Source organism: Pseudidiomarina taiwanensis (assembly GCF_003987435.1).
GTDB lineage: Bacteria > Pseudomonadota > Gammaproteobacteria > Enterobacterales > Alteromonadaceae > Pseudidiomarina > Pseudidiomarina taiwanensis.
Genome location: NZ_PIQG01000002.1, coordinates 479,564 through 502,910, shown reverse-complemented (window position 1 = coordinate 502,910; position 23,347 = coordinate 479,564). Strand labels below are relative to the sequence as shown.

The following is a 23,347-nucleotide window of genomic DNA, read 5'->3' as shown; positions in this document are numbered from 1 at the left end:
CTAGATGCCGATTCGTCAGTTACCCATTGAACTAGCAAACCAAATCGCCGCAGGTGAGGTCATCGAACGTCCCGCATCGGTGGCCAAAGAGTTGCTCGAGAATAGCTTGGATGCAGGCGCAACCAAGTTACACATTGATATCGAGCAAGGCGGGCGGCGGCGAATTTTGGTACGCGACAATGGCGCAGGAATTCCGAAAGATGAGCTGGCGCTAGCCTTAAGCCGGCATGCGACATCAAAAATCAGCTCATTGGCTGATTTAGAAGCCATTATGAGTCTTGGTTTTCGTGGTGAAGCCCTTGCCAGTATCAGCTCAGTTGCACGATTATTACTAACCTCGAAAACTGCCGAGCAACAAGCGGCCTGGCAAGCTTGGGTGGAAGGCCGCGACATGCAACCCAAATTAGCGCCCGCGAGTCATCCGACCGGGACCAGCGTTGATGTCCAAGATTTGTTTTTCAATACACCTGCGCGGCGCAAGTTTTTACGCACCGATAAAACCGAATTCGGTCATATCGACGAGCTGATTAGACGCTTAGCTTTGGTGCATCATCAGGTGGAGTGGCGTTTGACTCATAATGGTAAGAGCATTCGTCATTACCCACCGGCATCGGCACCACAGCAACGCCAGCAACGGCTGGCTAAAATCTGCGGACAGGTCTTTGCTGAGCGTGCGCTAGAGGTTGATCATGGTATCGCCGACTTGCGTCTGCAGGGCTGGATAGCGCCCGCAGCGGAATGTCGCTATCAGGGCGATGTGCAATATATGTATGTTAATGGTCGGATGATGCGCGATCGCTTACTGCAGCATGCAGTGCGGCAAGCTTACGGCGAGCAATTGCAACAATTAGGGGAGTCGGAGCGGGTTCCCACTTATGTGCTGTACTTGGAATTACCGGCCAATGAGGTTGATGTGAACGTGCATCCTGCGAAGCACGAGGTGCGTTTTCACCAAGCGCGGCACGTGCACGATTTTGTCCTTGCGGCTTTGCGCGAAGTATTGCAGCAGCAAGCTCCCGCTGCGATGACCACCCACCAATATCAGCCCAGCAGTGCTGAGTTGGCTGCACAAGTGGCGCAACTGAAGCCGGTACATGGCTCGCCATTGCCCGGCGCACAAGCAAGGCCAACACAGTCGCAAGTTGAAGCGCAGCGGCAGTTTTACCAAGCCCCCAGAGCTACGCAGTCTGACCCAACCTCAGAAATTTCGGCACTGGCGGTGGCGCAACAGCGCTTTGCTTTGTTGCAACACCAGCAACAATTCTGGTTGCTCGATTTACAACGGGTACAGCGTGATGTCGTTGCCCAACAGTTAGCCCAGCAGTATCAAACAGGTCTAGCCGGGCAGCCGTTACTGGTACCGGTGCAGCTCAAAGACCCAGAGTTAATTGCGGCGTTACGAGCGTTGCCACAGCAACAGCTGGCTCAGTTAGGATTTATGTTCGAAATAAAGCGACAGGCGATTACTTTTAGCCAAGTTCCCGCACCATTGCGGCAAACGGCTTTACCGCAAAGCTTGCCACCTTTGCTGCAGATGTTGACTGAACACCAAGATGAAAGTGAGCTACCCGAGCATTTCTGGCGGGCGTTGGCAAGCCATCAAGTGGCGCAAAGCTATCCTTTGCAGGCCGCTCAGTATTGGCTTGAACAGTGGCAACAACAGCTTGGTGCGAGTGCAGATTTTCTGCTACCACTTCAACTGCCTGAACTGCCGGAGCCGCTGCGATGACCACAGCAAAAGGTGTTATTTGCCTGTATGGTCCTACTGCAGCGGGAAAAACCGGTCTGGCGATTGAGCTGGTCGAGAGCGGTCAATGCGAAATTATTTCGGTTGATTCAGCGTTAATTTATCGGGGCATGGATATCGGTACGGCTAAGCCCACGGCTGCAGAGCTGGCGCGCGCACCGCATCGATTAATCGATATTGTTGACCCGAGTCAAAGTTACTCAGCGGCCGAATTTGCCAAAGATGCGAAGCAAGCGATTAAAGAAATCCAGCAAGCAGGGAAAACGCCGCTGTTAGTCGGGGGCACCATGCTCTATTTTAAGGCTTTATTGGAAGGCTTCTCAGATCTACCAGAGACCGACCCAGAGTTACGCGAACAGCTCCAGCAGCGGCTGCAAAATGAGGGCTCGGTAGCCTTACATGGTGAGCTGAAAAACGTTGATCCGGTGAGCGCTGCGCGTATCCATCCGAATGACCCGCAGCGAATTACACGTGCTTTACAGGTCTATTTGCAAACCGGAAAAACGTTAACTGAACTGACCCAAACACGGGTCGGGGCACTCTCTCAACCGATTTGGCAAATCGCCGTTGCACCAACCGATAGAGCTATCTTGCATGAACGCATCGCCCTGCGTTTTACCCAAATGTTGGAGGCTGGGTTACTGGAAGAAGTTGCTGCTCTGCGTGCCCGTGGCGACCTGCATTTAGATTTGCCTTCGATGCGCTGCGTCGGCTATCGCCAAGTTTGGCAATATCTCGATGGCAGCATAAGCTATGCCGAAATGGTGGAGCAGGGTATCGCCGCAACGCGGCAACTGGCCAAACGGCAATTAACTTGGTTGCGAAAATGGCCGGGCGTGAACTGGCTCGATGCGGAGCAAGATAATCTGCTCCAAGCCGCCTGCGACATTTTGCAACAGCCGCCGCAAAGATTTCCGCTCTAAATGCCTTGAAAGGGCATAATTCATCCCAATATTCAGACTGTTAGATAATCAAAATAAGCGATCGTGACTGTCAATTTTGGATTCATGATCTATAGTGATAAGACCGACGTCGATCGGTCTATGACAATAACAAAAAAGGAATGCATCATGGCAAAGGGCCAAACTTTGCAAGACCCGTTTTTGAATGCGCTACGACGCGAGCGGGTTCCTGTATCGATTTATTTGGTAAACGGGATTAAACTTCAGGGGCAAATTGAGTCATTTGACCAATTTGTCATTTTACTCAAAAACACAGTCAGTCAGATGGTGTACAAACACGCCATTTCGACAGTCGTACCAGCGCGAATCCCACAAAACTATCTACCTCAAGATGGCCAAGAGGATAATGCTGAGTAAACAAGCCATAGAGGAGTAGTGATAGCTTGTTTGATAGGTATGAAAGTGGTGAACAGGCTATTTTGGTGCATGTTGACTTCCCGGCCGAAAGCGACCGGGAAGACCTCAGCGAACTAAAGTTACTGGTCAATTCAGCTGGAGTTGAAACGCTGGCGGTGGTCACTGCCTCACGCTCAACGCCTAGCTCTCGATTTTTTGTCGGTTCAGGTAAAGCAGAAGAAATTGCAGATGCGGTGCAGACATTGGGTGCCCAAGTGGTAATTTTCAACCATGCCCTCACCCCTACCCAAGAACGTAACCTCGAGAAGCTTTGTCAATGCCGAGTCCTGGACCGTACCGGCCTGATTTTGGACATTTTTGCGCAGCGTGCGCGTACCCATGAGGGGAAGCTGCAAGTTGAACTTGCCCAGCTTCGTCATATTCAGACTCGCTTGGTCCGTGGATGGACTCACTTAGAACGCCAGAAAGGAGGGATTGGTCTGCGCGGACCGGGTGAAACCCAGTTAGAAACAGACCGGCGCTTATTGCGCGGGCGGATTAAAACCATTCTTGCGCGCTTGGAAAAAGTTCAGAAACAACGTGAGCAGGGGCGCCGTGCGCGACAGCGGGCTGAGATCCCAACCGTGGCGCTAGTGGGGTATACCAACGCCGGTAAATCAACGCTGTTCAACCGCATTACCGAAGCAGGTGTCTACGCCGCTGACCAATTGTTTGCCACGCTCGATCCGACCTTGCGTAAACTCGAGTTAGCCGATGTCGGTAGTATCATTCTGGCAGACACCGTAGGATTTATCCGGCACCTTCCCCACGAGCTGGTCGCAGCCTTTAAAGCGACCCTGCAAGAAACCCTCGAAGCAGACCTGTTATTACATGTGATCGATATTGCCGATGATCGCCAAGCGGACAATATTCAACAAGTCACCGAAGTACTAAACGAAATTGGCGCCGGCGACGTACCTCAATTGTGGGTCTGCAATAAAATCGATGCGATTGACCAGGGTGAACCGCGAATCGATTATGATGATCTGGGAAAACCAAGTCGGGTCTGGCTATCGGCCCAAACCGGCAGTGGTATCGATTTGTTACAAGATGCCTTAGTGCAAAGGTTGCGCCCACAGATGGTTGACGTATCCTTACGGCTACCGCCATCAATGGGGAAGTTGCGCGGGCGCTTATATGCACTCAATAGTGTGCAACAGGAACAAGTTTATGAGGACGGCCAGCTGGGTTTGGCGGTACGGATGTCAAGCGTTGACTGGCAGCGCCTTTGCAAGCAAGTGGCCGAAGATGATGGCGCGAACTTGCAAGGCTTTGTAGAATAGCTCAAAGATTTTAATTCATCACTTCGATAAATGGAGTAACTAATGGCCTGGAATGAGTCGGGGAATGGTCAAAAAAATGACCGCGACCCATGGAAAAATCAGGGCGGTCGTGATCAAGGTCCACCTGATCTTGATGAGGCAGTGAAAAACCTACTGGGCAAACTTGGCCTAGGAGGCGGCGGCTCGAATAAAGGTGGCGGTAGCGCTAGTCTTGGCGGCAAAGGGTTAGGTATTGTCCTTGTCCTTGCTGTCGTGGTGTGGTTTATCGCAGGTTTTTATACCGTCAAAGAAGCTGAGCGCGGAGTGGTCTTGCGGTTTGGCCAATATCATAACCTTGTTGAGTCGGGGCTACACTGGCGCCCGGTGCTCATCGACTCAGTGCAAACCGTCGATGTCAGCAACGTTCAACAGTTCCAGTCAGAAGGCTTTATGCTGACCCAAGACGAGAACGTGGTTCGCGTCGAGTTGGATGTTCAGTACCGTATCGTTAACCCGCGTGATTATTTGTATGCGGTCGAAAACGCAGACAACAGCCTAGTGCAGGCCACTGACAGTGCCTTGCGCTTCGTCGTGGGACATAGCTCAATGGATGAAGTCTTGACGGTCGGTCGGGAAAACGTGCGTGCGCAAACCCTCGAACTACTGGAGCGGATCATCGAGCCATACCAGCTTGGGATTCAAGTGGTTGACGTGAACTTGCTGCCAGCACGCCCACCGGAAGCAGTAAAAGATGCATTTGATGATGCCATCGCCGCGCAAGAAGATGAGCAACGTTTCATTCGTGAAGCTGAAGCCTATGCGCGTGAAATTGAACCCCTCGCGCGTGGTCAGGTGCGTCGTTTACTACAAGAAGCACAAGCCTATCGTGAGCAAACAGTGCTCCGCGCGCAAGGTGAAGTGGCACGCTTTAACGAATTACTGCCGCAGTACCAAGCTGCGCCGGAAGTCACGCGTCAGCGCCTTTATCTTGAAACCCTTGAAGCAATCTATGCTAACACCGCCAAGGTGATGGTCGATGTTGAAGGCAGTAATAACATGATGTATCTGCCACTGGATCAAATTCTGCAGAAGCAGCGTGAACGGATCCAGCAGATGCAGTCAAATCAAGAAGACCGAGTGACTCCACTTGATACGAGTTCGCGTTCTGATAGCAGTCGTAACAGTAATCAAAGTGGCAGCAGCACTGGCCGTACAACAAGTGGTCGGGGGTAACCAATGAAAAACTTTGTAGCAATTTTAGTCATCGTTTTAGTGGTTCTCGGGTTTTCTTCACTGTTCGTAGTGAAAGAAGGTGAGCGCGCGATTGTGGTGCAATTTGGTAAAGTTGAGCGTGACGCTGACACCAATATGCCGATCGTGTTCGAGCCGGGTTTACACTTCAAACTGCCGTTTATAGAGCAAGTTAAAAAGCTTGATGCACGTTTCAAGACGCTTGATGGTAATCCAGATCGCTTTGTCACCAGCGAGAAAAAAGACCTGATTGTTGATACCTATGTGAAGTGGCGTATTTCTGACTTCGCGACCTATTACCTGTCGACTAACGGCGGTAACCAGCGTCAAGCAGAAGCACTCCTACAACGTCGGATCAACAGTGGCTTACGGGCTGAGTTCGGTAGCCGTACCATCAAAGAGATCGTTTCAGGTGAGCGTGATGACTTAATGCGTGAAGCTCTGATCCGTGGTGCTGACAGTGCGCAAGAACTTGGTATCGAGGTGATTGACGTGCGGGTGATGCAAATCAACCTGCCAACTGAAGTTAGTCAATCGATCTTCCAGCGGATGCGTGCAGAACGTCAGGCGGTTGCCACAGAGCACCGTTCTGAAGGTCGCGAGCAAGCCGAGTTTATTCGTGCTGATGTCGATGCTCGGGTCGCCGTTATGTTGGCCGATGCGCAACGTGAATCACGGGAATTGCGTGGTCAAGGTGATGCTGAAGCAGCAGGTATCTATGCTTCAGCATATAACAAAGATCCTGAGTTCTTTGCCTTCTTGCGCAGCCTGCAGGCTTATCAAACCAGCTTTGCATCGGGTAACGATGTGCTGGTGTTAGAACCTGATAGTGACTTCTTCAAATACCTGAAGAACATCTCAGGCAAATAATGTGAGAGCCGGCCTAGCGCCGGCTTTTATTTTAGTCCCGTTGAGGTTTACATGTCGTATAAGTCACACTACCGCCATTTCTTTGAACTGCATCCGCAGCAACTTCACTGTGCGCCGCATAGTCACCATTATTGGCCAGATGTCACCCGCAAAGCCCAACTCGAGTATTGGGATGACAGTGCAGTTGGGGTTGACCACAAGTGGGATAAAATTTTTGGCGAAAAGGTCCCGCATGTACAACAACGCTTGGCGCAATTGTTAAATTATCCAGCGCCTGAGCAATTTGTGTTTGCGCCGAATACCCATGAGCTGTTGTATCGGGTGATCAGCGCATTTGCGCAAGATCAACCCCTGCGCATTTTGACCACAGATAGCGAATTTCATAGCTTTTCGCGCCAAGTTAGACGACTAGCTGAGCGTCCGCAGGTCGCCGTGACTGTGGTTGCGACCGAGCCGTTTGATAGTTTTGCCTCACGCTGGTCAGACGCGTTGGCGGGTGCGGCTCACGATCTGATCTTCTGCAGCCAAGTTTACTTTAACTCGGGAGTGATTGCGCCATGGGTTGAAACCTGGCTTGACCAAGTGCCGAGTGACACTCAGATTATCATCGATGGTTATCACGGCTGTGGTGCCATCGAGACCGATTTGAGTCGCGTGGCAGATCGAGTGTTTTATCTGGCTGGGAGCTATAAATATCTGCAAGCAGGGGAAGGTTGCTGCTTTATGAGTGTGCCACGCGATTGCTCGCTACGCCCAGAATACACCGGCTGGTTTGCTGATTTTAACAGCTTGGCCAAACCACAGCAGGGTCCCATTGATTATGCTAACGATGGCTTTCGTTTTGCCGGAGCAACGCAAGACTTCAGTGCGCTGTATAGGCTGGCCGCAGTACTCGATTGGTGGCACCAAGAGGGGCTGACAGTAGCGCAAATTCATCGTCATGTGCAAACCCAGCAACAGGCTTTCTTAGCCGTGCTCGATGTTGCTCAGCATCCCGTATTGAACCGCTCCCGTTTGCTCCATAACGGTTTAGCTGAACACGGTCATTTTTATACCTTTGAGTTGGACTCGGCTGAGCAGGTCAGTGAGCTTGCCGTACAGTTGCAACAGGCTGGCATCGCCACCGACTATCGCTATAAGCGCTTACGCTTTGGTTTTGCTTTGTATCATGATCCGGAAGACTTTCATGTGTTGACTCAGGCGCTTAGCAAAGTTGGTTAAACCAGCGATGAATCACACTACCGCATGACGGAAATACCTGTTAAAATCGCCGCCTGTTTTTTCAACAGTAGCTGGTAACACTTAATCATGGGTAAAAATGTCGTAATCCTCGGGACTCAATGGGGTGATGAGGGTAAGGGGAAAATCGTTGATCTTTTGACTGATAAAGCCACCTTAGTGGTGCGCTATCAGGGTGGCCACAATGCCGGTCATACGCTAGTGATTAACGGCGAGAAAACGGTTTTGCACCTGATTCCATCAGGCATTTTGCGCTCTAACGTGAAGTGTGTGATTGGTAATGGCGTCGTGCTTTCACCCGAAGCCTTGATGACCGAAATCGAGATGCTTGAAGCACGTGACGTACCTGTTCGTGAACGCCTGCTGATTAGTGAAGCGTGTCCTTTGATTCTGCCGTATCACATTGCCCTAGACCAAGCCCGTGAAAAAGCTCGTGGTAACAAAGCTATCGGTACAACGGGTCGCGGTATTGGACCAGCTTATGAAGATAAAGTCGCACGTCGCGGCTTGCGCGTCGGTGATTTATTCAATGCTGAGCGCTTTGAAGAAAAACTCCGTGAAGTGGTTTCCTTCCATAACTTCACCTTAGAAAACTACTACAAAGCCGAGCCAGTTGATGTTGAAGCTGTGCTTGCCTACTGCCGTGACATCGCCAAAGTCTTGAAGCCTATGGTGGCGGATATCCCAGCCCTACTAGACCATGCTCGTAAGCAGGGTGACGACATCATGTTTGAAGGTGCGCAGGGTACCTTACTCGACATCGATCATGGAACCTATCCATACGTGACCTCGTCGAACACCACTGCAGGTGGGGTCTCCACCGGTGCCGGTTTTGGTCCACGCTATATCGATTATGTGTTGGGTATTGTTAAAGCCTACACCACTCGAGTCGGTAGCGGTCCATTCCCAACTGAACTTGATTGTGAAGTGGGTCAGCACCTTGGCGTGAAAGGCCACGAATTTGGTGCGACGACTGGACGTAAGCGTCGTACTGGTTGGTTCGATGCGGTTGCTGCGCGCCGTGCTGTGCAAATTAACTCAGTCAGTGGTTTCTGTTTGACCAAACTCGATGTGTTAGACGGTTTGTCAGAGTTGAAGATTTGTACCGGCTATAAATTGCCGGATGGCAGTATCACTGAATACCCTCCGCTTGCGGCCGAAGATTATGATTTGGTCGAACCGGTATACGAAACCATGCCAGGTTGGCAAGAAAGCACTGTTGGGGTGACTCAGCATGCTGATTTGCCGACTGCAGCCTTGGCATACATCAAACGTATCGAAGTATTAACTGGCACGCCAGTGGACATTATTTCAACAGGTCCAGACCGTGCCGAAACGATTATTTTGCGTCATCCGTTTGCTATTTGAGCAATTGACGCAATAATCGCAAAAAAATCGCTGTGATCTATTGCATCATATAAATCGATACAATAGAATGCGCTCCACCTAACCGGGGTGCCGGCATAGCTCAGTTGGTAGAGCAACTGATTTGTAATCAGTAGGTCGGGAGTTCGACTCTCTCTGCCGGCACCAGCTCAAAAAAATGGACGGAGGGGTACCCAAGCGGTCAACGGGAGCAGACTGTAAATCTGCCGGCTCAGCCTTCGCAGGTTCGAATCCTGCCCCCTCCACCACTTTTTGCATTCTGTTATGCGGTGAGTTCAGAATGGTTTGAGGTGGCCCGATTCAAGGCATGCGGGTATCGTATAATGGCTATTACCTCAGCCTTCCAAGCTGATGATGTGGGTTCGATTCCCACTACCCGCTCCAACAATCATGATGTGCTGATATAGCTCAGTTGGTAGAGCGCACCCTTGGTAAGGGTGAGGTCGGCGGTTCAAATCCGCCTATCAGCACCACTCGCGGCGGTCCCACCTAACTATTCTCATTTTGGGTTAGTAAAATTTATTTGGTGTTAAACCACCATAATGTTGTCCAAAGAGAGGCTGTCATGTCAAAAGAAAAATTTGAACGTTCCAAACCGCACGTTAACGTCGGTACAATCGGCCACGTTGACCACGGTAAAACAACTTTGACCGCTGCGATCACTACAGTTTTGGCAAAAACTTATGGTGGTTCAGCACGTGCGTTTGACCAAATCGATAACGCACCAGAAGAAAAAGCGCGTGGTATCACCATCGCGACTTCACACGTAGAGTACGACACTCCTACGCGTCACTACGCACACGTTGACTGCCCAGGACACGCTGACTATGTGAAAAACATGATCACTGGTGCTGCACAGATGGACGGCGCGATCTTGGTTGTTGCTGCAACTGACGGTCCAATGCCACAAACCCGTGAGCACATCTTGTTGTCACGTCAGGTTGGCGTGCCATTCATCATCGTATTCATGAACAAGTGTGACATGGTTGACGATGAAGAATTGCTTGAGTTGGTCGAGATGGAAGTTCGTGAACTTCTTTCTGAGTACGACTTCCCAGGCGACGACTTGCCAGTGATTCAAGGTTCAGCGTTGAAAGCGTTGGAAGGCGAAGAGAAGTGGGAAGCGAAAATCATCGAATTGGCAGAAGCTTTGGATTCATACATCCCAGAGCCAGAGCGTGACATCGACAAGCCATTCTTGATGCCAATCGAAGACGTCTTCTCAATCTCAGGCCGTGGTACTGTAGTAACGGGTCGTGTTGAGCGCGGTATCGTAAACACGGGTGATGAAGTTGAAATCGTAGGTATCCAAGATACTGCGAAGACGACTGTAACCGGTGTTGAAATGTTCCGTAAGTTGCTTGACGAAGGTCGTGCAGGTGAGAACATTGGTGCCTTGTTGCGTGGTACGAAGCGTGACGAAATCCAGCGTGGTCAAGTATTGGCGAAGCCTGGTTCAATCACTCCACACACCAAGTTTGAAGCAGAAGTATACGTATTGACCAAAGAAGAAGGCGGACGTCACACTCCATTCTTCAAAGGCTATCGTCCACAGTTCTACTTCCGTACGACTGACGTTACTGGTTCAGTAGAATTGCCGGAAGGCGTAGAGATGGTCATGCCAGGCGATAACTTGAAGTTTGTTGTTGACCTAATCAACCCAATCGCGATGGACGAAGGCTTGCGCTTCGCGATTCGTGAAGGTGGTCGTACCGTAGGTGCGGGCGTTGTATCTAAGATTCTTGACTAATTGTCGAAATCTGTAGAGTGACAAAAAGGGAGCTTCGGCTCCCTTTTTTACTTGTTATTGGTTATTAGTTATTAGTTATTAGTAAAAACAGTAACCAATAACCAATAACCAATAACCAATAACGCCCTTGTTTTGCATGGTTTGATCGGTATAATACAGCGTCCGTTTCTGTCGCATAAACAGAAATTGCAGGGGCGTAGTTCCAATTGGTAGAACAGCGGTCTCCAAAACCGACGGTTGGGGGTTCGAATCCCTCCGCCCCTGCCACATAATTCAATGCAGTGATATGTCGAACTGTTTCGTTATTAGGAATGAAGAATGAGTGCACAGACTGAAACCCAAGCCAGCTCTTTTGATGCAGTGAAATGGATCATTGCTATCGCGTTGCTGGCCGCTGCCGTTATTGGTAACTATTACTATGGTGAACAATTATCGGTTTTAGTTCGCGCCATCGGCGTCGTCGTTTTAGTTGTGGTTGCGGGTCTTTTCGCCGGCACCACTGATAAAGGTCGTCGCTTCCGTGGTTTCGCCAAAGAGAGCCGGATGGAAGTGCGCCGAGTAGTATGGCCGACTCGCCAAGAAACAGTCCAAACAACGCTTATCGTGATCGTGGCAACCGCCATCGTCTCTTTAATCTTGTGGGGAATGGATGCTATTCTCGTGCGGATTGTAGGTTTCTTCACCGGACTGGAGTTTTAAACCATGACAGCTAAGAAACGTTGGTATGTAGTGCAAGCATTCTCTGGCTTTGAAGGGCGCGTTGCGCAGTCATTGCGTGAGCACATTAAAATGCACGGCATGGAAGATAAGTTCGGCCAAGTCCTTGTTCCGACCGAAGAAGTGGTCGAGATGAAAGGTGGCGAGCGTCGTAAAAGCGAGCGTAAATTCTTCCCCGGTTATGTCTTGGTCGAAATGGTCATGGATGAGGAAAGCTGGCACTTAGTGAAAAGTATTCCTCGGGTACTCGGATTTATTGGCGGTAAACAAGATCGCCCAACTCCAATCTCGCAAAAAGAAGCAGATACCATTCTTAACCGTCTCGAAGAGTCAGTCGATAAGCCACGGCCGAAGACATTATTCGAGCCAGGTGAAGTGGTGCGTGTTAACGACGGTCCATTTGCTGATTTCAACGGTACTGTTGAAAGCGTTGACTATGAGAAGAGTCGTTTAACGGTTTCGGTTTCGATCTTCGGTCGCGCAACTCCGGTCGAGCTAGAATTCAGCCAGGTCGAAAAAGCGTAACGACGTTTTTCGTACGCGCTTCGCGCTGTTCGTAGGCTTCGCTGTTCGTACGCTGCGCTTTTCGTACGTGCTTCGCACTGTTCGTTCAAACGAACAACGAATAACGAACAACGAATAACGAATAACGAATAACGAATAACGAATAACGAATAACGAATAACGAATAACGAATAACGAATAACGAATAACGAATAACGAATAACTTTATTGCATTGGAGTGCGAAAACGGCTATACTTCGCCTCCTTTTTTACGTCGGGGAGCCGATTGAGTAAGTTACCTCTTAATAACTTACGAGGCGTTTGACCCATAACTAAGAGGCTAAACACATGGCTAAGAAGCTAAAAGCTATCATCAAGCTGCAAGTCGCAGCGGGTGCAGCTAACCCATCTCCACCAGTTGGTCCAGCATTGGGTCAGCACGGTGTGAATATCATGGAATTCTGTAAGGCATTCAACGCCCAAACTGGCGAACTTGAAAAAGGCGCTCCAGTTCCGGTTGAAATTTCTGTCTTCGAAGACCGTTCTTTCACATTTATTACCAAAACTCCTCCAGCAGCTTACTTGCTCAAGAAAGCAGCAGGCATCAAGAGTGGTTCAGGTCGTCCGAACACTGAGAAGGTCGGTACTGTAACCCGTGCCCAGCTGGAAGAAATCGCCAAGATCAAAGAGCCTGACTTAACAGCAGCTGATCTTGACGCAGCGGTTCGCACCATCGCCGGCTCTGCTCGCGCAATGGGCTTGAATGTGGAGGGTCTGTAAGATGGCTAAGTTAACCAAGCGTGCTCGCCTCATCCGTGAGAAAGTTGAAGCTCGTGATTATGAAATCAACGAAGCAATCAACCTGTTAAAAGAATTAGCAACTGCTAAGTTCACTGAAAGCGTAGACGTATCAGTCAACTTGGGTATTGATGCGCGTAAATCTGACCAAAACGTCCGTGGTGCAACTGTATTGCCAAACGGTACCGGTCGTGACGTACGTGTTGCGGTATTTACTAGCGGCGCAAATGCTGACAAAGCAAAAGCAGCTGGTGCTGACTTGGTCGGTATGGAAGACCTTGCTGAGCAAGTGAAAAAAGGCGAGATGAACTTCGACGTCGTTATCGCAACTCCAGACGCAATGCGCGTTGTTGGTATGTTGGGTCAAATCCTTGGTCCACGCGGTTTGATGCCTAACCCGAAAACTGGCACGGTAACTCCTGATGTTGAGACTGCCGTTAAAAACGCCAAAGCGGGTCAGATTCGTTATCGCAACGACAAAGCCGGTATCATCCATGCGACCATCGGTAAAGTTGACTTCGACAACGATAAGTTGAAAGAGAACTTAGAAGCACTGCTGGCAGCTCTGAAGAAAGCCAAGCCTTCTTCAGCAAAAGGTCAGTACATCAAGAAAATTAGCTTGTCGACCACTATGGGCGCAGGCGTCGCAATCGACGCGGGCTCACTGAGCGGCAACTAAAAGGTTATGGGTTGGAGCGAAGGCTCCCGTCCAAGACCGCAGGTGTTGTAAGACGCTACTTCGGTAGCATCGGCAAACTTAATTTCCTGCGCAGATGGTGATATCCGACTCAGACTCTCTGGGTAGAGATTCACCGTGACAAAGCGGCAGATGTTTGATGGTCTGCCAAATTGTAACGTTGACCCAAAGTACTTCGGTGCGGCGGGTCTAAAAAAAGAGGTGATACGAGTGGCACTAGGTTTAGCAGCAAAACAAGCAATCGTTAAAGAAGTTAACGAAGTTGCTTCAAAAGCGCTATCCGTCGCTGTTGCCGAGTATCGCGGAATGGAAGTTGCAGACATGACTGTGCTGCGTTCTAAAGCGCGTGAGCAAGGCGTATATCTGAAAGTTATTCGGAATACCCTAGCCAAGCGTGCTTTCGAAGGAACGCAGTTCGAAGACATGGAACCAGCTCTTAAAGGTCCTTTGATCTACGGTTTTTCTTTGGATGCACCGGGCGCTTCAGCTCGTTTGTTCAAAGACTTCGCCAAAGAGAATAAGAACCTGCAAGTGACTGCGCTATCAACCGGTAACGGCTTGATGGGTGCGGACAAGTTGGATGCGGTTGCATCACTTCCGACTCGCGACGAAGCATTGGCGAAATTGCTCGCAACCTTCAAAGCGCCTGTTTCGAAATTCGTTCGTACTGTTAACGAAGTTCCAAGCAAGTTTGCGCGTGTGTTGTCGGCAATTAAAGACGCTAAGTAGAAGCGGTTTTTTTAACCAATTTTTTGTAATTTATAACCCAGGAGTTTAGAGTTATGGCTCTTACTAAAGACGATATTTTGAATGCAATCGCTGAAATGTCAGTAATGGATCTTGTTGATCTCATCGCTGCAGCGGAAGAAAAATTCGGTGTTGACGCTTCTGCAGCAGTAGCTGTAGCAGCAGGTCCAGCTGCAGGCGGCGACGCTGGTGCAGCGGAAGAGAAAACTGAATTTGACGTAATCTTGAAAGCCGCAGGCGCGAACAAAGTTGCTGCAATCAAAGCAGTACGTGGCGCAACTGGTCTTGGCCTGAAAGAAGCGAAAGACATGGTTGAATCAGCTCCAGTAGCAGTGAAAGAAGGCTTGTCTAAAGACGACGCTGAAGCACTGAAGAAAGAGCTTGAAGAAGCCGGTGCGGAAGTTGAACTTAAGTAAGCAACTGCACTTTAAAAAATTGGCCGTTTAGGCCTAGGGCTGGTGACTTTTGGGTCACCAGCCTTTTTGCGCTGTTAAGCATGTATCATTTTTGCCCGTTCTTGGGGTGCATGCTCGCGGTGACAAAAACGGGAATGACAAACTTTTGGTCTGGTTTGTTTTTAACTATCGAAACCTCGATAGTTAGGGTCATCAATCAGCTAGCTGAGGAACCCCATGGCGTACTCCTACTCTGAGAAAAAACGTATTCGCAAGGATTTTGGTAAGCGACCTCATGTACTTGAGGTACCGTACCTGCTGTCAATCCAATTAGATTCATTTAAAAAGTTCATCGATCCCGATCCAGATGGCCAAAATGGCCTGGAAGCGGCATTTCGCTCAGTATTTCCGATTACGGCTTATAGCGGTAATTCTGAATTGCAGTACGTGAGCTACCACTTAGGTGAGCCAGTGTTTGACGTCAATGAATGTCAAATTCGTGGCATCACTTATTCTGCTCCTTTGCGAGTTAAATTGCGTTTGGTGCTTTACGATAAAGAAGCTGCCGCTGGCACAGTTAAAGACATCAAAGAGCAAGAAGTTTATATGGGTGAAATCCCATTGATGACCGATAACGGTACCTTTGTTATCAACGGTACTGAGCGGGTTATCGTTTCTCAGTTGCATCGTTCTCCAGGTGTCTTCTTTGATCACGACAAAGGTAAAACACACTCATCAGGTAAAGTACTTTATAACGCCCGAGTGATTCCTTACCGTGGTTCATGGTTAGACTTTGAGTTCGATCCAAAGGACAACGTATTCGTACGTATCGACCGTCGCCGGAAACTTCCCGCGTCGATCATTTTGCGTGCGCTTGAATATAGTACAGAAGAAATTCTCGATATCTTCTTCGAGACCACGTACTTCCAGTTCAAGAACCGTAAAGTATTCATGCAGCTTGTCCCTGAGCGCCTGCGCGGTGAAACGGCCAAGTTCGACATCAAAAACGATGACGGCGAAGTCATTGTTGAAAAAGGTCGTCGGATTACTGCACGCCATATCAACCAGATCGCTAAACTTAACCAGCCAGAGATGGAAGTTCCGGTTGAGTATTTAGTGGGTAAAGTATTGGCGAAAGATTACGTCGAGAAGAAAACCGGTGAAATCATTGCTGAAGCAAACACCGAGTTGAACCTCGAGTTACTTGCGAAGTTACGTGAAGCTGGCTTCAAAAAGCTTGAGACCTTGTTCGTCAACGATCTTGACCATGGTCCGTACATGAGCGAAACCCTGCGCATCGATACCACCACGAACCGCCTTGAGGCGCTAGTGGAAATTTATCGCATGATGCGTCCAGGTGAGCCACCAACAAAAGAAGCCGCTGAAACCTTATTTGATAACTTGTTCTTCAGCGAAGACCGTTATGATTTGTCAGCCGTTGGTCGGATGAAGTTTAACCGTCGTTTAGGTCGTGATGACCTAACCGGTCCGGGTACTTTGACCAAAGAAGATATCATCGAAGTGATGAAGAAACTGATCGAGATCCGCAATGGTGTCGATGAAGTGGATGATATCGACCACTTAGGTAACCGCCGTATTCGTTCGGTTGGTGAAATGGCTGAAAACCAATTCCGAGTTGGTCTCGTCCGGGTTGAGCGTGCCGTTAAAGAGCGCTTAAGCCTTGGTGACCTCGACGCGATCATGCCACAAGACTTGATCAACGCGAAGCCAATCAGTGCTGCGGTGAAAGAGTTCTTTGGTTCGAGCCAGTTGTCACAGTTTATGGACCAGAACAACCCGCTTTCAGAAGTCACTCACAAGCGTCGTATTTCAGCGCTTGGGCCGGGTGGTTTGACCCGTGAGCGGGCAGGCTTCGAAGTTCGTGACGTACACCCAACTCACTATGGTCGTGTTTGTCCGATTGAGACCCCTGAAGGTCCAAACATTGGTTTGATTAACTCATTGTCGACCTTTGCGCGCACTAACGAGTATGGCTTCCTCGAAACGCCATATCGTCGCGTGATCGATGGCGTCGTAACTGACGATGTTGATTACTTGTCGGCAATCGAAGAAGGCCAGTACGTTATCGCGCAGGCTAACGTTGCGATGAACGAGAACAACGAGTTAATCGATGATCTCATTCCGTGTCGTCACAAAAACGAATCATCACTGATGTCACGTGAGCAGATTCAGTATATGGACGTTGCACCACAGCAGATCGTTTCGATTGCTGCGAGCTTGATTCCATTCCTTGAGCACGATGATGCGAACCGTGCCTTGATGGGTTCAAACATGCAACGTCAGGCGGTTCCAACTTTACGCGCCGATAAGCCGTTGGTTGGAACGGGTATCGAGCGCACTGTTGCGGTCGACTCGGGCGTAACCGTTGTTGCTAAGCGTGGCGGTGTAGTCGATAAAGTCGATGCCAGCCGTATCGTGGTCAAGGTAAATGAAGATGAAATGGTCCCAGGTGAAGCGGGTATCGACATCTATAACTTGATCAAATACACCCGTTCAAACCAGAACACGTGTATTAACCAAACTCCAACTGTGAATGTTGGTGAGCCGGTTATGCGTGGTGATGTGTTGGCGGATGGCCCATCAACAGATATGGGTGAGCTAGCCCTTGGCCAAAACCTGCGCGTCGCGTTTATGCCTTGGAATGGTTACAACTTCGAAGATTCAATTTTGATCTCGGAGCGTGTAGTTGAAGAAGATCGTTTAACCACGATTCACATTCAAGAGCTAAGCTGTGTTGCCCGTGACACCAAATTAGGTGCCGAAGAAATCACTGCAGATATCCCGAACGTGGGTGAGTCAGCACTGAACAAGCTTGATGAATCAGGCGTTGTATTCGTCGGTGCTGAAGTGAGCGGTGGCGACATCTTAGTGGGTAAAGTCACACCAAAAGGTGAGACCCAATTAACCCCAGAAGAGAAACTTCTGCGTGCAATCTTCGGTGAGAAGGCATCGGACGTTAAAGATAGCTCACTGCGTGTTCCTAATGGGGTCACTGGTACCGTTATTGACGTTCAAGTCTTTACCCGCGATGGCGTGGAAAAAGATAAGCGGGCAATCGACATCGAAGAGATGCAGCTTGCTCAGGTTAAGAAAGATTTAACCGACGAGTTCAAGATCCTTGAAAAAGGTATTTTTGAGCGCGCTCGCACTTTGTTATTGGCAAACGGTTTTGACGAGTCAAAATTAGCGAGCCTCGAGTCGAGCAAGTGGTTGACGCAAAACCTCAAGAAAGAAGCTGCGCAGCAGCAACTTGAGCAAATCGCGCAGCAGTACGAAGAATTGCGTGCCGATTTTGACAACAAATTCGAGAACAAGCGCCGTAAAATCACCCAAGGGGATGATCTTGCGCCAGGCGTTCTGAAGATTGTTAAGGTTTACCTCGCGGTTCGTCGCCGTATCCAGCCGGGTGATAAGCTCGCTGGTCGTCACGGTAACAAAGGTGTTATCTCAACGATTGTTCCAGTTGAAGATATGCCATACGACGAGCACGGTAATCCGGTCGATATCGTCTTGAACCCACTTGGGGTTCCGTCGCGGATGAACATTGGTCAGATCCTCGAGACCCACCTTGGTTTGGCGGCTCGTGGTATCGGTACCAAGATCGAAAACATGTTGAAGCAGCAAGCGAAATTGGCTGAGATGCGTGACTTCCTGAAACAGGTGTATAGCCTCGGGAACTCGCGTCAAGAAGTCGATATCGATAGCTTCAGCGATGAAGAAGTGATGCGTCTCGCACACAACTTGAAGAAAGGCTTACCGACTGCCACCCCAGTATTCGACGGTGCAGTTGAAAGCGAAATTAAAGAACTCCTGAAGTTGGCTGATTTACCAGAGTCAGGTCAGATCACCTTATTCGATGGTCGTACCGGCGATCGTTTCGAGCGTGATGTGACGGTAGGTTATATGTACATGCTCAAACTTAACCACTTAGTGGACGATAAGATGCATGCACGTTCAACCGGCTCTTACAGCTTGGTAACGCAGCAGCCATTGGGCGGTAAAGCTCAATTTGGTGGCCAGCGCTTCGGTGAGATGGAAGTGTGGGCATTAGAAGCATACGGTGCTGCATACACCTTGCAGGAAATGTTGACGGTGAAGTCGGACGACGTAAACGGTCGGACCAAGATGTACAAAAACATCGTCGACAACGATCTGCGGATGGAAGCAGGTATGCCGGAATCCTTCAACGTACTTCTGAAGGAAATCCGCTCACTTGGTATCAATATCGATTTGGACCAAGACTGAGAGACCACCGGACGCAAATTGCCAGGAGATAAATCGTGAAAGACTTATTGAAGTTTTTAAAGCCAGTTAACCAGACCGAAGAGTTCGATGCGATTCGCATCGGGCTCGCGTCGCCGGATATGATCCGTAGCTGGTCATTTGGTGAAGTGAAAAAGCCAGAAACTATTAACTACCGTACCTTCAAGCCGGAGCGTGACGGTTTGTTCTGTGCGCGTATCTTTGGTCCGGTCAAAGACTATGAGTGTTTGTGTGGTAAATACAAGCGCTTGAAGCACCGTGGTGTGATCTGTGAGAAGTGTGGTGTTGAAGTCACACTTACTAAAGTACGCCGTGAGCGTATGGGTCACATTGAATTGGCCAGCCCGGTTGCGCATATCTGGTTCTTGAAATCACTACCAAGCCGTATCGGTTTGATGCTTGACATGACCTTGCGTGATATCGAGCGGGTATTGTATTTCGAATCATATGTGGTCACTGACCCAGGCATGACGTCACTCGAAATGGGTCAAATCCTGACCGAAGAAGAGTACCTCGATGCCCTTGAAGAGCACGGTGATGAGTTCGAAGCCAAAATGGGCGCCGAAGCTGTATTGGCCTTGCTCAAGCAAATTGATATCGAGCACGATATTAAAGTGCTGCGCGAAGAGTTACCTGAAACCAATTCAGAAACGAAGCGTAAGAAAATCAGCAAGCGTTTGAAATTACTTGAATCATTCCATAACTCAGGCAACAAGCCAGAGTGGATGATCTTGAAAGTGTTGCCAGTATTGCCACCTGATTTACGGCCGTTGGTGCCACTTGATGGTGGACGTTTCGCGACCTCTGATTTGAACGACTTGTATCGTCGCGTCATCAACCGTAACAACCGTCTTAAGCGCCTGCTTGACCTTGCTGCGCCAGATATCATTGTGCGTAACGAGAAGCGGATGCTGCAAGAAGCGGTCGATGCCTTGCTTGATAACGGTCGTCGCGGTCGTGCGATCACTGGGACCAACAAGCGTCCATTGAAATCGCTAGCAGATATGATTAAAGGGAAGCAAGGTCGCTTCCGTCAGAACCTATTGGGTAAGCGCGTCGATTACTCAGGTCGTTCGGTTATCACCGTTGGTCCAAAACTGCGCTTACACCAGTGTGGTTTGCCTAAGAAAATGGCACTCGAATTATTCAAACCATTCATCTACGGCAAGCTTGAAGGTCGTGGTTTAGCAACCACCATCAAAGCTGCGAAGAAAATGGTTGAGCGCGAAATCCCAGAAGTATGGGACGTGCTTGATGAAGTCATCAAAGAACACCCAGTGATGCTGAACCGTGCACCAACTCTGCACCGTTTGGGTATCCAGGCGTTCGAGCCGGTCCTGATTGAAGGTAAAGCGATTCAGTTGCACCCATTGGTGTGTGCGGCGTATAACGCCGACTTCGACGGTGACCAAATGGCGGTCCACTTGCCGTTGACCCTCGAAGCACAGCTTGAAGCGCGTGCTTTGATGATGTCGACCAACAACATCTTGTCACCAGCGAGCGGTGATCCAATCATCGTTCCATCACAAGACGTTGTTCTTGGCCTTTATTACATGACCCGTGAAAAGGTCAATGCAAAAGGCGAAGGAATGGCTTTCAAAAACGCCAAAGAAGCAGAAAAAGCGTACCGTACAGGTGTGGCTGAACTGCACGCACGCGTTAAGGTTCGCTTAAACGAGACCGTGATTGACGAAGAAGGCAACGAAACACAAACGTCTACTCTGTATGACACAACTGTGGGCCGTGCGATTCTGTCACTGATCTTACCGAAAGGTTTGTCATTTGAACTGATCAACCAGTCGATGGGTAAAAAGCAAATCGGTCGCATGTTGAACCTTGCGTATCGTGATCTAGGTCTTAAGGCGACGGTTATTTTTGCTGACCAAATTATGTATACCGGTTTCCATTATGCAATGGTTGCGGGTGCATCGGTTGGTATTGATGACATGGTTATCCCTGATGCCAAGAAAGACATCATTGGTGACGCTGAAGCTGAAGTTGCTGAAATCCAAGAGCAGTTCGAGCAGGGCTTAGTCACCGCGGGTGAGAAATACAACAAGGTCATCGACATTTGGTCTACCGCGAACGAGAAAGTCTCGAAAGCGATGATGGAAAACTTGTCGAAAGAGATCGTCATCAACCGTAACGGTGAAGAAGAAGAGCAAGACTCTTTCAACTCTGTTTACATGATGGCCGATTCTGGTGCTCGGGGTAGCCCCGCACAGATTCGTCAGTTGGCCGGTATGCGTGGTTTGATGGCGAAACCAGATGGCTCGATCATCGAAACCCCAATCACCGCTAACTTCCGTGAAGGTTTGAACGTACTCCAGTACTTCATCTCAACTCACGGTGCGCGGAAAGGTTTGGCCGATACCGCATTGAAGACTGCGAACTCAGGTTACTTGACCCGTCGTTTGGTTGACGTTGCCCAAGACGTGGTGATCGTTGAAGACGACTGTGGCACGCATCAAGGCCTCACCATCAAGCCATTGATCGAAGGTGGTGATGTTGTTGAGCCATTGCGTGAGCGCGTATTGGGTCGTGTGGTCTGTGACGATGTAATGGTCCCAGGTAGCGAAACCGAGGTATTGATTGCGCGTAACACACTGCTTGACGAAAAAATGTGTGACCTGCTTGAGCAACACTCAATCGACGAAGTAACGGTGCGCTCGGTTATTACCTGTGACACTGACTTCGGTGTCTGTGCGAACTGTTATGGTCGCGACTTGGCTCGTGGTCATTTGGTCAACCAAGGTGAAGCGGTCGGGGTTATCGCAGCTCAGTCAATCGGTGAGCCAGGTACTCAGTTAACCATGCGTACCTTCCACATTGGTGGGGCGGCATCACGTGACTCAGCAGCGAACAACGTACAAGTGAAGAACGCGGGTTCACTGAAACTACACAACGCTAAGTTTGTAGAAAACAGTGATAAACACTTAGTTATCACTTCGCGTTCAACTGAGTTGACCCTCATCGACGAGTTCGGGCGTGAGCGTGAGCGTTACAAAGTACCTTACGGTGCGGTCCTGAAGAAGAACGAAGGCGATGCAGTTGAAGCAGGCGAAATCGTTGCGAACTGGGACCCGCATACGCACCCAATCGTCACCGAGGTAGCTGGACGTCTGAAGTTCGTTGACTTGATTGATGGCGTAACCATTACCCGTCAAACCGACGAATTAACTGGCTTGTCAAACATCGAAGTACTTGAAGTGGGTCAACGTACCACTGCAGGTAAAGACATGCGCCCAATGGTGAAGTTGGTCGATGCCAAAGGTAAAGATGTGATGATCCCTGGCACCGATTTACCAGCTCAGTATCCACTTCCAGGTAAAGCGTTAGTTAACCTTGAAGATGGTGCGCAGGTAGAAGTGGGTGACACCATCGCGCGGATTCCGCAAGAAGGTTCGAAAACTCGCGACATTACCGGTGGTCTACCACGGGTTGCCGACTTGTTCGAAGCGCGTCGTCCGAAAGAGCCAGCAATCTTGGCAGAGAAATCAGGTACCGTTAGCTTTGGTAAAGAAACCAAAGGCAAGCGCCGCTTGATTATCACCACTGCCGAAGGTGAGCATTACGAAGAAATGATTCCGAAGATGCGTCAATTGAACATCTTCGAAGGTGAGCAAGTGACCAAAGGTGAAGTGATTGCCGATGGTCCAGAGGCGCCGCATGATATTCTTCGCTTGCGTGGCGTGAGCGCGTTGGCAAATTATATCGTCAACGAAGTACAAGAAGTTTACCGTCTGCAAGGGGTTAAAATTAACGACAAGCACATCGAGACCATTGTTCGTCAGATGCTGCGTAAGGCGTTGATCTTGAACCCAGGTGAGACTGACTTGCTTGAAGGTGAAATGATGGAGCTCTCAGAAGTGCTTGCTGCCAATGCGAAAGCTGAAGCGGAAGGCAAGGTTCCAGCATCATACGAGCGTCAATTGCTCGGTATCACCAAGGCCTCGTTGTCGACTGAGTCGTTCATCTCAGCTGCTTCGTTCCAGGAAACAACACGTGTCCTGACCGAAGCTGCGGTACAAGGCAAGCAGGATCCACTGCGTGGCTTGAAAGAGAACGTTATCGTTGGCCGCTTGATTCCAGCAGGTACCGGTTTTGCGTATCACCGCGAGCGTGCGCGTAAGCGTGCAGAGCAAGCAGAAATGGTTGAAGCGCCGAAGTTGACTGCTGCTGAAGCAGAACAGCAACTTGCCGATGCTTTGAATGCTGGCCAAGATGCGACGGATGCGAGCGAAACTAACGGCGAATAAAGCCCGCTGTTAAAACTGAGCTGAAAGCCAGTTGTCGGTATGACAACTGGCTTTTTTATTTCTGCGCTGCTTCAGGTAGACTA

Annotated in this window: 17 protein-coding genes and 5 tRNA genes; all 22 read left to right on the top strand. The window is 49.5% G+C overall.

All coding sequences use genetic code 11. From position 1 onward, the window contains the following. Positions 1-4: 4 nt before the first annotated feature. The 22 genes from mutL (at position 5) to rpoC (ending at position 23,264) form a co-directional block, all read left to right on the top strand. A complete protein-coding gene (gene mutL / locus CWI83_RS06250; RefSeq protein ID WP_126827204.1) occupies positions 5-1,729 on the top strand; it encodes a DNA mismatch repair endonuclease MutL in 1,725 nt (574 codons plus the stop codon). Continuing rightward, the gene (gene miaA, locus CWI83_RS06245) at positions 1,726-2,670 is read left to right on the top strand and encodes a tRNA (adenosine(37)-N6)-dimethylallyltransferase MiaA (protein WP_126827202.1); all 945 of its coding nucleotides are present in this window, start codon (positions 1,726-1,728) and stop codon (positions 2,668-2,670) included. The genes mutL and miaA overlap by 4 nt, the downstream gene beginning before the upstream one ends. A 147-nt stretch (positions 2,671-2,817) precedes the next feature. Next, complete coding sequence (gene hfq / locus CWI83_RS06240; protein ID WP_126827200.1) at positions 2,818-3,066, top strand: RNA chaperone Hfq; 249 nt, start codon at positions 2,818-2,820, stop codon at positions 3,064-3,066. 26 nt (positions 3,067-3,092) lie between these two features. Continuing rightward, complete coding sequence (gene hflX / locus CWI83_RS06235) at positions 3,093-4,388, top strand: ribosome rescue GTPase HflX (RefSeq protein WP_126827198.1); 1,296 nt, start codon at positions 3,093-3,095, stop codon at positions 4,386-4,388. 42 nt (positions 4,389-4,430) lie between these two features. Beyond that, the gene (hflK, locus tag CWI83_RS06230; protein WP_126827196.1) at positions 4,431-5,600 is read left to right on the top strand and encodes an FtsH protease activity modulator HflK; all 1,170 of its coding nucleotides are present in this window, start codon (positions 4,431-4,433) and stop codon (positions 5,598-5,600) included. Between the two features lie 3 nt (positions 5,601-5,603). Then, positions 5,604-6,488 carry a protease modulator HflC gene (hflC, locus tag CWI83_RS06225; protein ID WP_126827194.1) on the top strand — a complete coding sequence of 295 codons (885 nt, stop codon included), beginning with the start codon at positions 5,604-5,606 and terminating at the stop codon, positions 6,486-6,488. A 51-nt stretch (positions 6,489-6,539) separates the two neighbouring features. Further along, entirely contained in the window at positions 6,540-7,709 is a 1,170-nt protein-coding gene (locus tag CWI83_RS06220) for an aminotransferase class V-fold PLP-dependent enzyme (RefSeq protein ID WP_126827192.1), read from the top strand. Between the two features lie 87 nt (positions 7,710-7,796). Next, positions 7,797-9,095 (top strand): adenylosuccinate synthase, encoded by a 1,299-nt coding sequence (locus tag CWI83_RS06215; protein ID WP_126827190.1) that lies wholly within the window; start codon positions 7,797-7,799, stop codon positions 9,093-9,095. Positions 9,096-9,184: 89 nt separating this feature from the next. Next, positions 9,185-9,260: transfer RNA gene (locus CWI83_RS06210), tRNA-Thr, on the top strand. 16 nt (positions 9,261-9,276) lie between these two features. Then, positions 9,277-9,361 (top strand) — tRNA-Tyr (locus CWI83_RS06205). A gap of 61 nt (positions 9,362-9,422) precedes the next feature. Next, positions 9,423-9,497: transfer RNA gene (locus CWI83_RS06200), tRNA-Gly, on the top strand. Positions 9,498-9,510: 13 nt separating this feature from the next. Beyond that, a tRNA-Thr gene (locus CWI83_RS06195) sits at positions 9,511-9,586 on the top strand. A 92-nt stretch (positions 9,587-9,678) separates the two neighbouring features. Then, entirely contained in the window at positions 9,679-10,863 is a 1,185-nt protein-coding gene (gene tuf / locus CWI83_RS06190; RefSeq protein ID WP_126827170.1) for an elongation factor Tu, read from the top strand. A 190-nt stretch (positions 10,864-11,053) separates the two neighbouring features. After that, a tRNA-Trp gene (locus tag CWI83_RS06185) sits at positions 11,054-11,130 on the top strand. A 51-nt stretch (positions 11,131-11,181) separates the two neighbouring features. After that, the gene (gene secE / locus CWI83_RS06180) at positions 11,182-11,562 is read left to right on the top strand and encodes a preprotein translocase subunit SecE (protein WP_126827188.1); all 381 of its coding nucleotides are present in this window, start codon (positions 11,182-11,184) and stop codon (positions 11,560-11,562) included. A gap of 3 nt (positions 11,563-11,565) precedes the next feature. Continuing rightward, on the top strand, positions 11,566-12,105 hold the full coding sequence (gene nusG / locus CWI83_RS06175) for a transcription termination/antitermination protein NusG (protein WP_126827186.1): 540 nt from the start codon (positions 11,566-11,568) through the stop codon (positions 12,103-12,105). A gap of 327 nt (positions 12,106-12,432) precedes the next feature. Continuing rightward, on the top strand, positions 12,433-12,864 hold the full coding sequence (gene rplK, locus CWI83_RS06170) for a 50S ribosomal protein L11 (RefSeq protein ID WP_126827184.1): 432 nt from the start codon (positions 12,433-12,435) through the stop codon (positions 12,862-12,864). A gap of 1 nt (position 12,865) precedes the next feature. After that, positions 12,866-13,561 carry a 50S ribosomal protein L1 gene (gene rplA, locus CWI83_RS06165; RefSeq protein ID WP_126827182.1) on the top strand — a complete coding sequence of 232 codons (696 nt, stop codon included), beginning with the start codon at positions 12,866-12,868 and terminating at the stop codon, positions 13,559-13,561. Between the two features lie 228 nt (positions 13,562-13,789). After that, a complete protein-coding gene (rplJ, locus tag CWI83_RS06160; protein WP_126827433.1) occupies positions 13,790-14,308 on the top strand; it encodes a 50S ribosomal protein L10 in 519 nt (172 codons plus the stop codon). 53 nt (positions 14,309-14,361) lie between these two features. After that, complete coding sequence (gene rplL / locus CWI83_RS06155) at positions 14,362-14,742, top strand: 50S ribosomal protein L7/L12 (protein WP_126827180.1); 381 nt, start codon at positions 14,362-14,364, stop codon at positions 14,740-14,742. Positions 14,743-14,958: 216 nt separating this feature from the next. Further along, positions 14,959-18,987, top strand: a complete 4,029-nt coding sequence (gene rpoB, locus CWI83_RS06150; protein ID WP_126827178.1) for a DNA-directed RNA polymerase subunit beta — start codon at positions 14,959-14,961, stop codon at positions 18,985-18,987. 35 nt (positions 18,988-19,022) lie between these two features. Beyond that, positions 19,023-23,264, top strand: coding sequence for a DNA-directed RNA polymerase subunit beta' (gene rpoC / locus CWI83_RS06145; protein ID WP_126827177.1), 4,242 nt, complete (start codon positions 19,023-19,025; stop codon positions 23,262-23,264). The last annotated feature ends 83 nt before the right edge of the window (positions 23,265-23,347 follow it).